Source organism: Streptomyces sp. NBRC 109706, from assembly GCF_000974485.1.
Taxonomy (GTDB): domain Bacteria; phylum Actinomycetota; class Actinomycetes; order Streptomycetales; family Streptomycetaceae; genus Streptomyces.
Genome location: NZ_BBOM01000008.1, coordinates 363,729 through 377,423 on the forward strand (window position 1 = coordinate 363,729; position 13,695 = coordinate 377,423).

9 protein-coding genes are annotated in these 13,695 nt (G+C 70.8%); 7 read left to right on the top strand and 2 right to left on the bottom strand.

From position 1 onward, the window contains the following. Positions 1–239: 239 nt before the first annotated feature. Both AOM46_RS18770 and AOM46_RS18775 read left to right on the top strand, forming a co-directional pair. Positions 240–1,085 carry an endonuclease I family protein gene (locus AOM46_RS18770; protein ID WP_078856954.1) on the top strand — a complete coding sequence of 282 codons (846 nt, stop codon included), beginning with the start codon at positions 240–242 and terminating at the stop codon, positions 1,083–1,085. Between the two features lie 48 nt (positions 1,086–1,133). After that, entirely contained in the window at positions 1,134–2,369 is a 1,236-nt protein-coding gene (locus AOM46_RS18775; RefSeq protein WP_062213407.1) for a DUF4032 domain-containing protein, read from the top strand. A 76-nt stretch (positions 2,370–2,445) separates the two neighbouring features. Here the strand turns inward: AOM46_RS18775 and AOM46_RS18780 are convergent, their stop codons facing one another. After that, the gene (locus AOM46_RS18780) at positions 2,446–3,462 is read right to left on the bottom strand and encodes a LacI family DNA-binding transcriptional regulator (protein WP_062213408.1); all 1,017 of its coding nucleotides are present in this window, start codon (positions 3,460–3,462) and stop codon (positions 2,446–2,448) included. A gap of 327 nt (positions 3,463–3,789) precedes the next feature. Between AOM46_RS18780 and AOM46_RS18785 the strand changes: the two genes are divergently transcribed. The 3 genes from AOM46_RS18785 to AOM46_RS18795 all read left to right on the top strand — a co-directional run bounded on the left by AOM46_RS18785 (position 3,790) and on the right by AOM46_RS18795 (position 7,973). Continuing rightward, entirely contained in the window at positions 3,790–5,103 is a 1,314-nt protein-coding gene (locus AOM46_RS18785) for an ABC transporter substrate-binding protein (RefSeq protein WP_062213410.1), read from the top strand. A 1,014-nt stretch (positions 5,104–6,117) separates the two neighbouring features. Further along, the gene (locus AOM46_RS18790) at positions 6,118–7,068 is read left to right on the top strand and encodes a carbohydrate ABC transporter permease (RefSeq protein WP_234313850.1); all 951 of its coding nucleotides are present in this window, start codon (positions 6,118–6,120) and stop codon (positions 7,066–7,068) included. 8 nt (positions 7,069–7,076) lie between these two features. Continuing rightward, on the top strand, positions 7,077–7,973 hold the full coding sequence (locus tag AOM46_RS18795; protein ID WP_062213414.1) for a carbohydrate ABC transporter permease: 897 nt from the start codon (positions 7,077–7,079) through the stop codon (positions 7,971–7,973). Positions 7,974–8,011: 38 nt separating this feature from the next. Here the strand turns inward: AOM46_RS18795 and AOM46_RS18800 are convergent, their stop codons facing one another. After that, positions 8,012–8,872 carry a UbiA family prenyltransferase gene (locus AOM46_RS18800; RefSeq protein WP_062213416.1) on the bottom strand — a complete coding sequence of 287 codons (861 nt, stop codon included), beginning with the start codon at positions 8,870–8,872 and terminating at the stop codon, positions 8,012–8,014. 217 nt (positions 8,873–9,089) lie between these two features. Here AOM46_RS18800 and AOM46_RS18805 point away from each other — a divergent pair, with 217 nt between their 5' ends. Further along, positions 9,090–10,193 carry a CdaR family transcriptional regulator gene (locus AOM46_RS18805; protein ID WP_234313852.1) on the top strand — a complete coding sequence of 368 codons (1,104 nt, stop codon included), beginning with the start codon at positions 9,090–9,092 and terminating at the stop codon, positions 10,191–10,193. An 808-nt stretch (positions 10,194–11,001) separates the two neighbouring features. After that, entirely contained in the window at positions 11,002–13,539 is a 2,538-nt protein-coding gene (locus tag AOM46_RS18810; protein ID WP_062213420.1) for an alpha-L-arabinofuranosidase C-terminal domain-containing protein, read from the top strand. Positions 13,540–13,695 lie beyond the last annotated feature (156 nt).

Consider the following 13,695-nt stretch of genomic DNA (forward strand, 5'->3'; position numbering starts at 1 on the left):
TCCGGTTCATATGGGGGGACTTGTTCCGTGTATATGAACGACTCGCGGCGCTGGCAAGCCCATGGACACGCCGAAACCCCGAATGACGCGCGTAAACCGCGCTACGCGGGAAGAATCCCGTTGTCTGAATGTCCATGCCAACGTCAACGGAGACGCGGGCGCCCGATTCCGCGTCCCCTCCCGCCCCGGCGGGAGTCACCGCGCCAACCCCTGGCTATCACCAGCGAGAGGTCCCCCACATGCGTTCCACCCACGCCGCGCGCGCACTGGCCGCCGCCGCCCTGGCCACGGCCGTCACCATCCCCCTGACCCAGGCCACCGCCGCCGACCGGTCCTATGTCTCGCAGGAGGTCGCCCAGCACACCGCGCCGTCCCAGGTGTCGGCGGCGGACTTCGACGACGCCACCTACTACGCGGACGCCTTCGGCAAGACCGGCCAGCCGCTCCGCGCGGCGCTGCACGACATCATCAGCACCGACGCCACCCGGCTCAGCTACTCCCAGGTCTGGGACGCCCTCAAGGTCACCGACCGCGACCCGGCCGACCCCGACAGCGTGATCCTCCTCTACACCGGCATCTCCCGCTCCGCCGACAACCACGGCGGCAGCGTCGGCCAGTGGAACCGCGAACACGTCTGGCCCCAGTCGCACGGCGGCTTCGGCACCGCACCCGGGCCCGGCACCGACCTGCACCACCTGCGGCCCAGCGATGTGCAGGTGAACAGCGACCGGGGCAACAAGGACTTCGACGAGGGCGGCACCGAGGTCCCCCGCGCCCCCGGCAACTACACCGACTCCGACTCCTGGGAGCCCAGGGACGAGGTCAAGGGCGACATAGCCCGGATGGCCTTCTATATGGCCATCCGCTGGGAGGGCGGCGACGGCTTCGCCGACCTGGAGGTCAACAACACCACGGGCAACGGTTCCGTGCCCTACCTCGGCCGGCTCTCCACCCTGCTGGAGTGGCACGAGCAGGACCCGCCGGACGCCGCCGAGATCGCCCGCAACGACGTGATCTTCGAGGACTTCCAGCACAACCGGAACCCCTTCGTCGACCACCCCGAGTGGGTCGCCGACATCTGGTAAGCCCCCGGCGCCCACTCCCCGTCCGGGTCGATGGCGCAGACTGGGGGCATGGAACTCCAGATCACCGCCACCGACCCGGAGCACCCCACCACCCTCCTCGACCTGCCCTGGGACGTGTCCCTGGTGGACTGGCCCGAGGAGCATCTGGTGTCGCTGCCCCGGGGCATCTCCCGCCATGTCGTCCGGTTCGCCCGGGCCGGCGGCGAGGTCTTCGCGGTCAAGGAGGTGGGGGAGTGGGCCGCCGTGCGCGAGTACGGCCTGCTGCGGGACCTGGACCGGCTGGCCGTGCCGGCCGTCGACCCGGTCGCCGTGGTGACCGGCCGCACCGACGCCCTCGGCGGCCCGCTGGAGCCGGTCCTCATCACCCGACAGCTCAAGGGCTCGCTGCCCTACCGCTCCATGTTCGAGACGACCATGCGTCCGACCACCATCAAGCGACTGCTCGACGCGCTGGCCGTGCTGCTGGTCCGGCTCCATCTGGACGGCTTCGCCTGGGGCGACTGCTCGCTCTCCAACACCCTCTTCCGACGCGACGCCGGTGCCTACGCCGCCTATCTGGTGGACGCCGAGACCGGGCAGATCCAGCCGACGCTCAGCCGGGGACAGCGGGAGTACGACCTGGAGGTCGCGCGGGTCAACATCGCCGGCGAGCTGATGGACCTGGAGGCCGGCGGCTCCCTCCACCCGTCCGTCGACCCCGTGCTCTTCGGCGAGGAGATCGTCACCCGCTACGGCGAGCTGTGGCACGAGCTGACGCGCACCTCGGTCTACCCACGGCACAAGAAGCACTACATCGACCGACGCATCCGCAGGCTCAACGAACTCGGCTTCGACGTGGCGGAGATGCAGATCCAGCGCTCCCCGGACGGCGACCATGTCACCTTCCTGCCCAAGGTGGTCGACGCCGGCCACCACCAGCGCCAGCTGCTGCGGCTCACCGGCCTGGACGCCGAGGAGAACCAGGCGCGCAGCCTCCTCAACGACCTGGAGACCTGGATGGCAGGCCAGGACGACTACGCCCCGGGCGACCCGCTCGGCGCCAGGCCCGAGGTCCTGGCCCACCGCTGGGTACGGGACGTCTTCCGCCCGGCCGTGCGCGGCGTGCCCCGCGAGCTGCGCGAGGGCATCGACACCGCGCAGATCTACCACGAGCTGCTGGAACACCGGCTGACCCTCTCCGAACGCGCCCAGCGCGATGTCGGAATGGACCTCACCACCGAGGACTATGTCCGCACCGTGCTGCCCACCCGCCCGGCGGGCGAGCCGGTGCTGGCCGACGAGTGACCGGATCCGTGCCGCCGGGCCGGGCGGCGCGCCGGCCGGACCCGCGTCGGCTGGACTACCGTCGGCCGGGCTCCCGTCAGCTGGACTCGCGGATCACCAGCTCCGTCGGCAGCACGGTGCGACGCGGCGCCCGGCCCGGCTCCCTTATCTCCATGAGCAGCAACTCCGCGATGGTGCGACCCAGTTCCTCCACCCGCTGCCGGACCGAGGTGAGCGGCGGGTCGGTGTGGCGGGCGACGATCGAATCGTCGAAGCCGACCAGCGCCACATCGTCCGGCACCCGGCGCCCCCGCGCCCGCAGTTCGGCCAGCGCGCCGGCGGCCATCACGTCCGAGGCGGCCAGCACCGCGTCCAACGCCGGGTGCCGGTCGAGCAGTTCGCCCATCGCCAGCCGGCCGCCCCGTTCGGTGAAGTCCCCCCGTGCCACCAACTCCTGACCGGGCGTCACTCCAGCCGTGGTGAGGCCGGCCCGCCAGCCGCGCAGCCGTGCCTCGGCGACCTCCATGTCCGGGGGCCCGGCGATGGTGCAGACGGTGCGGTGGCCGCGCTCCCACAGGTGGGCGACGGCCGCCGAGGCGCCGCCCACATTGTCCGAGTGCGCGTGCACCAGCGGCTCGTCGGACGACCTGCGGCCGGCCAACACCGTTGGCAGTTCGAGCCGTTCCAGCAGTTCGGGCAGTGGATCGTGGCGGTGCACCGAGACCAGCAGCACCCCGTCCACCCGACGCTCCGTCAACACATCGACCAACCGGTCGAGTTCGAGCTGGTCCCGGACCAGGGTGAGCAGCAGCTGCATCGGCGTGCCGGCCAACGCCCGGCTCACGCCCCGGATCACGGCGGGAAAGTAAGGCTCGGCGCCCAGCCGGCTCTCCGACTCGGGGATGACCAGCGCGATGGAGTCCGCCCGGCTGCGCACCAGGCCGCGGGCCAGCGAGTTGGGCACATAGCCGAGTTCGGCGATGGCCTCCTCGACCGCCTTCCTGGCCCGGTCGCTGACCAGGGGCGATCCGTTCAACACCCGGGAGACGGTGGTCCTTCCCACGCCCGCGCGCGCGGCCACGGTCTTGATGGTGGGGCGTCGACTGCCAGCCATGGCATCGGTCTCCCTCTCGGCAGTTCGTGAACCGGTCGGCCGGGCCACCGGCCCCGCGGCGGGCAGGGCCCGGCGCCCCCGTCGGCCGACGGGGGTCAACCACACTCACTCATCAGGAGTTTGCTCTCTCCTCCTTGACATCACCGACGCGGAACGCGGACAGTCTTTCACAGCCGTGGGATCGCTCCCACGCGAAGTGGGAACGATCCCAACGGACCTTTCGGGCCGACGCGTCATGTCCCGCGTCAGCCCGCGCACCACCCGCACCATCCGCCCGGCGCCGCGTGGTCGTGCCGGCGGAGACCGGCACGGCGCAAGGAGGACGTCATGGGCACCACCTGGAAACCCTTCCGAACACGACGCGCGGCCACGGCCGCCGCGGCCCTCTCCCTGGTGTTGCTCGCGGGCTGCTCGGGCGGCGGCGACAGCACCGGAGGCGGTCGCTCCGACGACGGCTCCGTCACCATCACCGTCGGCCTCTTCGGGGTGATGGGCTTCGAGGAGACCGGACTCTTCGAGCGGTACATGGACGAGAACCCCGGCGTCCGGGTCGAGGTCGAGGTCGCCGGCGACGAGCAGACCTACTACACCGCGCTCCAGACCCATCTGGCCGCCGGCAGCGGGCTCAAGGACATCCAGGGCATCGAGATCGGCCGGGCCAAGGAGATCGTCGACACCCAGGCCGACAACTTCGCCGACCTCTCCGGCACCGCCGGAACCGACCACTTCCTGCCGTGGAAGCTCAACCAGATGACCACCCCGGACGGACAGGTCCTCGGCCTCGGCACCGATATCGGTCCGATGGCCGTCTGCTACCGCAGGGACATGTTCGAACAGGCGGGACTGCCCACCGACCGGGAGGAGGTGGCTGCCCTCTGGGAGGGCGACTGGGCGCGCTATGTCGAGGTGGGCGAGCAGTTCATGGCCAACTCGGCCGACCCCGACCTCTCCTATATGGACAGCTCGACCGGCCTCTTCAACGCGATGGTCTACGGCGCGTCCGAGCAGTTCTACAACGCCGAGGGCGATCTGATCTACCAGGACAACCCGGTGGTCACCGAGGCCTGGGAGCTGGCCACCCAAGCCGCGTCCTCGGGAATGACGGCGGCGCTGCGCCAGTACCAGCCCGAATGGGACCCGGGGCTGGCCAACAGCACCTTCGCCACCGCCGTCTGCCCGGCCTGGATGCTCGCCCACATCAGCGAGAAGGCGGGCGAACAGAACGCCGGCAACTGGGACATCGCGCGGGCCCCGCAGGGCGCCAACTGGGGCGGCTCCTTCCTCTCCGTGGTGGAGGACAGCCCGGTCCGTGACGAGGCCGCCGAACTGGTCGCCTGGCTCACCGCGCCCGAACAACAGCAGTACATCTTCCAGGAGTTGGGCAACTTCCCGTCCTCGGCCGAGGCCATCGAGTCCGAGGAGGTGACGGGGGCGACGGCGACGTACTTCAACGACGCCCCGATCGGCGAGATCTTCGGCGCGGCGGCCCAGGAGATCCCGGACGAGCAGGTGCTGGGCCGGAAGGACGGCACCATCAAGGACGCGTTCGGGCAGGGGCTGCAGCTGATCGAGTCCCAGGGCAGAAGTGCGGAGGAGGCCTGGGAGGCGACGGAGGAGAACATCTCCCGAGCGGTCGGCTAGCGGCTTGCCGCCGGGGCTTGGGCGGGGCCGCCCGCCGGCCGCGCTGCGCGCGGCCCGGGCGGCCGGCCGGGCCGGGGACGGTGGCCTGGCCGGCCGGCCCCGGCAGCTTTGGGGGTGGGGCCGGCTCGGACGGATCTCGCGTGGCGGGCTGGACGCGGTCGGGAGTTGGCCGGACCGGGCCGGGCGCCCTGGGCGGGATGCGGTGGCCTGGCCGGCCGGGCCGGGCGGGATGCGGGTTGGTCGGATGTGGCCTGTGGTGGATGGGGCCTGTTGTGGATGGGGCGGGGGCAGTGCGGTTGTCGGGTCCGGGCCGGGTCCGGGGAGGCCCGTTGGCCTTGTCGGTGGGCGGGATGAGGGATGCGGGAGGGGGCGGGTTTGTGTGTGGGGCGGTGGTTGGGCCTCTGGCCTGTGCGGGTGGGTTGGCTAGCTGGGCGGGGTCGGGCGCGGTGCGGTGTTGGCCGTGTCGGCGGGCTGGGGCTGGCCGGTCGGGCGGTGGGCGGGGCGGTGGTTGGGCCCCTGGCTTGGCCCGTGCGGGTGCGTTGGCTTGGCCGGCTGGGGTGGGGTTGATGTGGCGCGTTGGCCTCGTCGGTGGGCGGGATGAGGGATGCGGGAGGGGGCGGGTTTGTGCGTGGGGCGGTGGTTATGCCCCTGGGCTGTGTGGGCGGGTTGGCTAGCTGGGCCGGGCGGGGCTGGGCGCGGTGCGGTGTTGGCCGTGTCGGCGGGCTGGGGGTAGCGGGTGGTGTGTGGGGCGGTGGTTGGGTCCCTGGCTTGCCTGGGGCTTCGGGGGCGGCCGTTCGTGGTGCTGGCTCCGGCAGTGGGTGTCGGCGCTTGCCACCGACGTGGGCCGGCCAGGCCAACCGTTCCGGCCGCTGGCCCCCGGCGGGGTTCGTCCTGGGGTTGTGATTCACGGCGGTTCCCGTGTCGTCGTGTCCGTGTGGCCGCGGTCCGTTCGAGGGCTGTGTCCGATCCGTTCTGTCCGTCCCTTTGGGTTCGTGTATGGGAAGGAAGCTCACCGTGGCCAGTTCCACCTCGGTTGCCCCCGGCAGGGGGCAGCGATGGCGCAATCTGCTGCACCGTCTTGATCTCGGGGCGGCGCCCTACGCGTTCATCACGCCGTTCTTTGTCATCTTCGCCGCGTTCAGTGCCTATCCGTTGATCTACACGCTCTGGGTCTCCCTGCACCGGGTCGAGTTGGCCACTCAGGATCAGATGGACTGGTTGGCGCTGGACAACTACACCGCGCTCTGGCAGGACGACCGTTTCTGGAACGCGCTGGCCAACACCATCACCATCGGGGTGCTCTCCACCGTGCCGCAGTTGCTGATGGCGCTGGGGCTGGCGCATCTGCTCAACTACCGGCTGCGCGGCTCCGCGTTCTTCCGGGTGGCGGCGTTGGCGCCCTATGCCACCTCGGTGGGGGCCGCCGCGTTGGTCTTCACCATGTTGTTCGAGCGTGACTTCGGAATGATCAACTGGGGGCTCAGCCTGTTCGGGTTCGACCATATCGACTGGGAGAGCCAGAAGTGGCCGGCGCAGTTCGCCATTTCCAGCATGGTGATCTGGCGTTGGACCGGCTACAACGCGCTGCTCTATCTGGCCGCGATGCAGGCCATCCCGAGGGACCGTTACGAGGCCGCAGCGATCGACGGGGCCTCCCGTTGGCAGCAGTTCACCAAGGTCACCGTTCCCGGTATCCGGCCCACCATCGTCTTCACCATCGTGCTCTCCACCATCGGCGCCACCCAACTCTTCGGTGAGCCGCTGATCTTCGGCCAAGGGGTCAACGGGATCACCGGCGGAGCGGAGAACCAGTACCAGACGCTGGGGCTGCTCCTCTACGAGGAGGGGTGGCGCAACTACCAGATGGGCCGGGCCGCCACGGTCGCCTGGGCGATGTTCCTGTTGTTGATCCTCCTCTTCGTGCTGCACCGGGTGCTGTGGCGCGTCCTGTCCCGCCGAGCCTGACCAGGAGCGTGGATCCCGTGACCACTGACACCGTCGCCCCCGAGGAACGCGCGGACCGCCGTTGGTTTCTCCGCCCCGGTGCCGGGCGGCAGCACCATGCCGGACCGGTGGCCTATGTGCTGCTCGGGCTGGCCGCCCTGCTGTCGCTCTTTCCGCTCTACTGGACCATGGTGGCAGCCTCCACTGACAACACCCGGGTGACGCAGAGCCCGCCGCCGTTTCTGCCCGGGCCGAACCTGTTCACCAATCTGCGGACGGCCTGGCAGGACGCGGGGCTCGGCCAGGCGATGGCCAACAGCCTGATCGTGGCCGGGGCCATCGCCACCTCGACCGTGCTGTTCGCCACCCTGGCGGGCTTCGCCTTCGCCAAGTTGCGGTTCCGGGGGCGCAACGCGCTGCTGATGCTGGTGATCGGGACGATGATGATCCCGCCCCAACTGGGCGTCGTCCCCCTGTTCATGATGATGAGCGAGCTGGGTTGGGGCGGCTCCCTGCCGGCGGTGATCTTCCCGACCCTGGTCAGCGCGGTCGGCGTGTTCTTCATGCGGCAGTATCTGGGCAACGCGCTGCCGGACGAGCTGGTGGAGGCCGCGCGGGTGGACGGGGCCCATTCGCTGCGCATCTTCTGGAGCGTGGTGCTGCCGGTCGCCAGACCGGCCATGGCCGTACTCTTCATGATCACTTTTGTGCAGGCATGGAACGACTTCTTCTGGCCCTATATCGCCCTGGACGACTCCAACCTCACGGTGCCGGTGGCCCTCACCCGGCTGAGCGCCGGCTATGTGCGGGACCAGTCGGTGATCATGGCGGGCGCGCTGCTGGGAACGTTGCCGCTGCTGGTGATGTTTGTCGTCTTCGGCCGGCAGATCGTCGGCGGGATCATGCAGGGCGCCGTCAAGGGGTGAACGGGGCGGCCGGCGCCCGGCGTCGGCCGCCCGACGGGTCAGGCGGTGGAACCCATCGAGAGGCCCGCCGTCAGCAGCAGCGCCATGTCGAGCGTCGCCACCAGCAGCACCGTCTGGAACGCCACCCTGGTGTCCCCGGCCCGGCGCCCGAAGAAGAGGCCGACGCCGGCCGCGAGCGCGGCCACCAGGAGGACGAGCAGCCGCAGGTCACCGCCCAGCTGGAGCGGACCGACCAGCAGCAGCGCCGAGGCCAGCAGCGCCACGGCCGTCACCACCCGGCTGCCGTTCGCGCCCAGCCGGTGGGGCAGGCCGCGCACGCCGACCTTCGCGTCGTCCGCCAGATCGGGCAGCGTGTTGACGAAGTGTGCCGCGCAGCCCAGCAGCGCGCCCAGGGCCACCAGCCACAGCGGTGGCAGCGGGGCGCCCGGCAGCGAGAGCACCACAAAGGTCGGCAGCAGTCCGAAGGACACCAGATAGGGCAGCACCGACCAGGCCGTCGCCTTGACGCCCAGGTCGTAGAGCCACGCCGACACCAACGCCAGCAGGTGGGCGACGACCGCCGGCCAGCCGCCGGGCAGGGAGAGCGCTATCGCCAGCAGGGCCGAACCCACCACCATGCCCACCACCGCGGTCGGGGCCAGCCGCCCCTGGGCCACGGGCTTGGCCACCCGCCCGACGCGTGCGTCGCGCGCGGCGTCCACCAGGTCGTTCAGCCAGCCGACCGACAGCTGGCCCGCCAGGACCGCGCCGGTGACCAGGGCCGTGCCGTGCGCCGAGTGCCCGAAGCTGACGGCCAGACAGACCGTGAGCCCGGTGACCACCAGCACCGGAACGGGGTGCGCGGCGCGCACCCAGGCCCATGGGGTGCCCGTCCATGACAGGTGTGTGCGGTTACGCATCGCCAAGTATCTCCCACTCGTCCGTGTCGGTCCTGCTCGTCGGGGCCGCAGGGGCGACCCCGGTCGAGTGTCGGCCCGCTCACCGGGAGCGCAGTAGGGCGCGCGTCCGGCGGCGCGCGCCGCCGGGGCCCCGGGGGACCGGCGCGGGTGCCGCTGCGTAGGCTGGGTGCGCCAGCGCGCCCCGATGAGGGCAGGGGCGAGGAAGGGCGTCAACTCCGTGGCACATCGCGTGATACCGGCTCACTATCTGGACGCCTATGCGGAGATTCTGGCCGAGGTGTCCGTCACCGGCCGGCGTCTCACCCGGCCTGAGGTGGACGAGCGCAGGGAGTTGGGGGAGCGCGCGGCGCGGGAGGGTCTTGGGCTGCGCGAGTTGATCCGCGGCCATCTGGTGGCCACCCGCGCGTTCTGGCTCGACCTTCCCGGCGTCGCGGAGGCGCCGGGCGCGCGCCAGGTGCGTACGGCGGCGGCATGCGTGCTGGCCGCCGCCGAGCAGGCGGTGGACGCGTTGGCCGAGGGATACGAACGGGCCCAGCTGGTCGCGGTGCGCCGGGACGAGGCCGCCAGGCGTGAGTTCATCGACGACCTGCTGCACGGCCGGAGTGATCTGGGTGATCTCTCGGCTCGCGCGGAGCGCTTCGGGTTGCAACTGGCGCACACCCACACCGTAGCGGTGGCGGAGAGCGGCCAACCGCACGACGACACCCATCCGTTGACCCGAAGGGTGGAGACGGCGCTGGCCGCGAGGTTCGGTCAGCGGCGGGTGCTGCTCACCACCAAGGACGGTCGGCTGGTCTGTGTGGTGCCGGGCCACCATCCGGATGTGGTGGAGTACTTCGCCGAACAGGCCAGGATCGCTCTGTCGTTCGAGGGGAGTTGTCGGGTCGCGATCGGGCGCGCCCATCCGGGCCCGGGCGGCGTGGTCCAGTCCTACGAGGAGGCGCTGAGCGCACTGGAGTTGGCGGAGCGGATGGGGCTCCAGCCGGAAGTGCTCAGGGCCTCCGAGCTGTTGGTCTTCCCGGTGCTCACCAGGAACCAGCACGCCATGGCCGATCTGGTGCGTACCGTGCTGGGCCCGTTGCGCGAGGCCAGGGGCGGCGCCGGGCCACTGGTGCGCACCCTGGACGCCTATTTCGACGCCGGCTGTGTCTCGGCCGAGGCCGCCCGTCAACTCGCCCTGAGCGTGCGGGCGTTCACCTATCGGCTCAAACGGATAGCGACCCTGACCGGCGCCGATCCGGCCGACCCCATCCAGCGTTACACCCTGCAGACCGCCGTCATCGGCGCCCGGCTGCTCGGCTGGCCCGAGCGGGAGTTGTAGCACGCCCCTCCGCCCCGGCGTGTGGCACGCCCCGTGGGACGGAAGGCCGCTCGAACTCCCGTCCCACGGGGGTGCGTTGAGGTGGCCCGGCCGGCCCGGGCGGACGATCCGAGGCCCCCACCTCGTGCTCGTCGCCGTCGGCTGCCCACGTCACCGGCCCCCCAGGTCGTGGGTGGGGCTCTCCCCCCGCTCACCCCGACCACACTCCGGTCACGCTTCGACAGCCAACGCACCCAGGCCCGCCCCCCGTTGGGCCACCTCACCCACCCACGCCCCCCGTGACCGCCGTCCCCCGACGGCGGTACCAGCGGCGGTTCCCGGACCGGCCCCCCAGCACGGCCCGGGAACCGCCCGCAGCGAGGGGAACGGTGCCCGGCCTCGACGTTTCCGCCGATCGTCCGGCCGGGCCCTGACCGTCAGTGGTCGCGCGGTGCCGTCATGCCGGCTCCAGGCAACCATCTCCGGGAGGCCCGCTCCCTTGTCGCTGCTTCCTGCTGGTAATCAGATAGTGCCATCTCGGGGGTCGAGAATTCATTGCCAGAATCCGGCAATCTTAACGCTTCTTTAATGCCTGCCAGCCGCCGCGAACCCCGGTCACGCACCCGGCGGGTGCGCTTGCGGTCCGTGCTCGGCCCGGGGTGTCACGTCCGCAATTCCGGGGTCGGCGCGAGGTGTTGACGGGGTGCGGGGGTGCCCCTATGGTCCGTTCGAGTGGCTGAGCAGCGTCCGATATGTCGAACGAAGGGTGTCGGATGGCCACTTGTGCGCGAGACCAGAAGCCAGAGGGCCCCCACCTTCAGGAGACCGCATGTCAACCAGGAGACTCAGGACGGGTCTCACCGCCGGCGCCCTGATCGCCGGCGTACTCGTCGTCGCTCCGCCCACCGTCGCCGATCCGGCGGCGGCGGAGACCGACTACACCCTCTCCGTCGACGCCGGCGGGGCGGGGCCGACCATCGACGACACCCTGTACGGCGTCTTCTTCGAGGACATCAACCAGGCGGCGGACGGCGGCCTCTACGCCGAACTCGTCCAGAACCGCTCGTTCGAGTACAACCAGGCCGACCACGCCTCGTTCACCCCCCTGACCGCCTGGCGTGAGGTGTCGGCCGGCGCCACCGGAACGGCCCTGGCCGTGGACGACGACGGCCGGCTGAACGAGAACAACCGCGGCTATCTGCGGCTCGACCTCAACGGCGACGGCGCGTCGGCCGGCGACGGCTACGGTCTGGCGAACGCCGGCTGGGGCGGCATCGCCCTGGACGCGGGCGCCGCCTACGACTTCTCCGTCTGGGCCCGCACCGACCAGTCGCTCACCCCCCTGACCGTCCGGTTGCGCGACGACCAGGGGGCGGACCTCGCCGACCCGTTGACCGTCGAGATCGCCGGCGACGGCTGGGCCCGCTACTCGGGCACCCTGAACGCCACCGGGACCACCGACGCGGGCGAGATCGTCGTCACCGCCGGCGGCGCAGGCAGCGTGGCGCTCGACATGGTCTCGCTCTTCCCCCGGGACACCTACCTCGGCCGGGAGAACGGCCTCCGCCCCGACCTCGCCCAACGGGTCGCCGATCTGGAGCCCAGCTTTGTCCGCTTCCCCGGCGGCTGCATCGTCAACACCGGCAGCCACGAGGCGTACGAGGCACCGGACTTCCCGCGGGAGCGTTCCTTCCAGTGGAAGGAGACCGTCGGCCCGGTCGAGGAACGGCCGACCAACCACAACTTCTGGGGCTACAACCAGTCCTACGGCCTGGGCTACTACGAGTACTTCCAGTTCAGCGAGGACATCGGCGCCCTGCCGCTGCCCGTGCTGCCGGCGCTGGTCACCGGTTGCGGCGAGAACCACCACACCGACGACCCGGAGCTGCTGCGGCGGCATATCCAGGACGCCCTGGACCTGATCGAGTTCGCCAACGGCCCGGCCGACTCCGAATGGGGCGCGCTGCGCGCCGAGATGGGGCACCCCGAACCGTTCGGCCTCACCCATGTGGCCGTCGGCAACGAGGAGAACCTGGCCGAGGAGTTCTACGCCAACTTCGAGCAGTTCCGCGCGGCGATCGAGGCCGAGCACCCCGGGATCACGGTGGTGAGCAACTCGGGCCCGGGATCGAGCGGTCCGCTCTTCGACCATCTCTGGCGCCTCAACACCGAGGGCGGGGTCGAGCTGGTGGACGAGCACTTCTACAACTCGCCCGCCTGGTTCCTGGAGAACAACGACCGCTACGACTCCTATGACCGCGAGGGCCCGGACGTCTTCCTGGGGGAGTACGCCTCCCAGGACAACACCTTCTACAACGCCCTCGCCGAGGCGTCCTTCCTCACCGGCGTCGAACGGAACGCCGACGTCGTGAAGATGGCCTCCTACGCCCCGCTCTTCGCGCACGAGACCAACCACCAGTGGCATCCCGACCTGATCTGGTTCGACAACCGCGAGTCCTGGCCGTCCGCCAGCTACGAGGTGCAGAGGCTGTTCAGCACCAACCGGGGCCACCAGGTGGTGCCGAGCGAGGCCAGCGGCACCCCCGTGCCACTCGAACCGATCACCGGTGCGGTGGGCCTCGGCACCTGGCTGACCAGTGCCGCCTACGACGATGTGACGGTCACATCGGCCGATGGCGAGACCCTGTTCACGGAGGACTTCTCCGCCGGCGCCGAACGCTGGAGCGGGAACGGCAACGGGAGTTGGGCCGTCCAGGATGGCGCCTATGTCCAGCACGACACCGCCGCCGAGGACGCGCTGGTCACCGCGGGCGACCCCGGCTGGCACGACTACGACCTCAGCGTCACCGCCACCAAACAGGCCGGCGACGAGGGCTTTCTGATCGCCTTCGGCGTCCGGGGCACCGGAAACCACTACTGGTGGAACCTGGGCGGCTGGGGCAACACCGTGTCCGCCGTGGAACGGGCCGACGGGGGCGCGAAGAGCACACTCATCCAGAACGGCACCACGATCGAGACCGGCCGCGCCTATGACATCGAGATCCAGGTGCGCGGCCGCCAGGTCACGCTGCTGCTCGACGGCCAGGAGTGGGGCAGCTTCACCGACGACGCGGTCGCCGAGCCGTTCCGCCAGGTGGTGACCCGCGACCTGGAGACCGGCGAGCTGATCGTCAAGGTGGTCAACGCCCAGCAGGACGCCGCCCGTACGACGATCGATCTGGGCGCCGACGTCCAGGTCGGGGCCAGCGCCGAGCTGACGCTGCTGCGGGGCGATCCGGAGGCGGTGAACACCCGCACCGAGCGGCCCATCCAGCCGGAGACCTCGACGCTGGACGGGGTGGACAACACCTTCGTCCACACCTTCCCGCCGTACTCCGTGACCTTCCTGCGGATCCCGACGGACTGAGGGATCCCGGCCACGCTCCCCGCCCTCGACCCGGGCCATGACCCGGGTCGAGGAGCGGAGAGTTGGCGTCCCGTTCGATCCGTCCGCCGATGGATCGAACGAGGCGACGTCTGATGGACGTCAACCCGGCGCCCCGTGGTTCCTGAAACGCGTGGG

Bases quoted from the DNA above. Each gene is read 5' to 3' on its own strand.
- AOM46_RS18770 (WP_078856954.1), top strand. From the start codon at position 240: ATGCGTTCCACCCACGCCGCGCGCGCACTGGCCGCCGCCGCCCTGGCC.
- AOM46_RS18775 (WP_062213407.1), top strand. From the start codon at position 1,134: ATGGAACTCCAGATCACCGCCACCGACCCGGAGCACCCCACCACCCTC.
- AOM46_RS18780 (WP_062213408.1), bottom strand. From the start codon at position 3,462: ATGGCTGGCAGTCGACGCCCCACCATCAAGACCGTGGCCGCGCGCGCG.
- AOM46_RS18785 (WP_062213410.1), top strand. From the start codon at position 3,790: ATGGGCACCACCTGGAAACCCTTCCGAACACGACGCGCGGCCACGGCC.
- AOM46_RS18800 (WP_062213416.1), bottom strand. From the start codon at position 8,872: ATGCGTAACCGCACACACCTGTCATGGACGGGCACCCCATGGGCCTGG.
- AOM46_RS18810 (WP_062213420.1), top strand. From the start codon at position 11,002: ATGTCAACCAGGAGACTCAGGACGGGTCTCACCGCCGGCGCCCTGATC.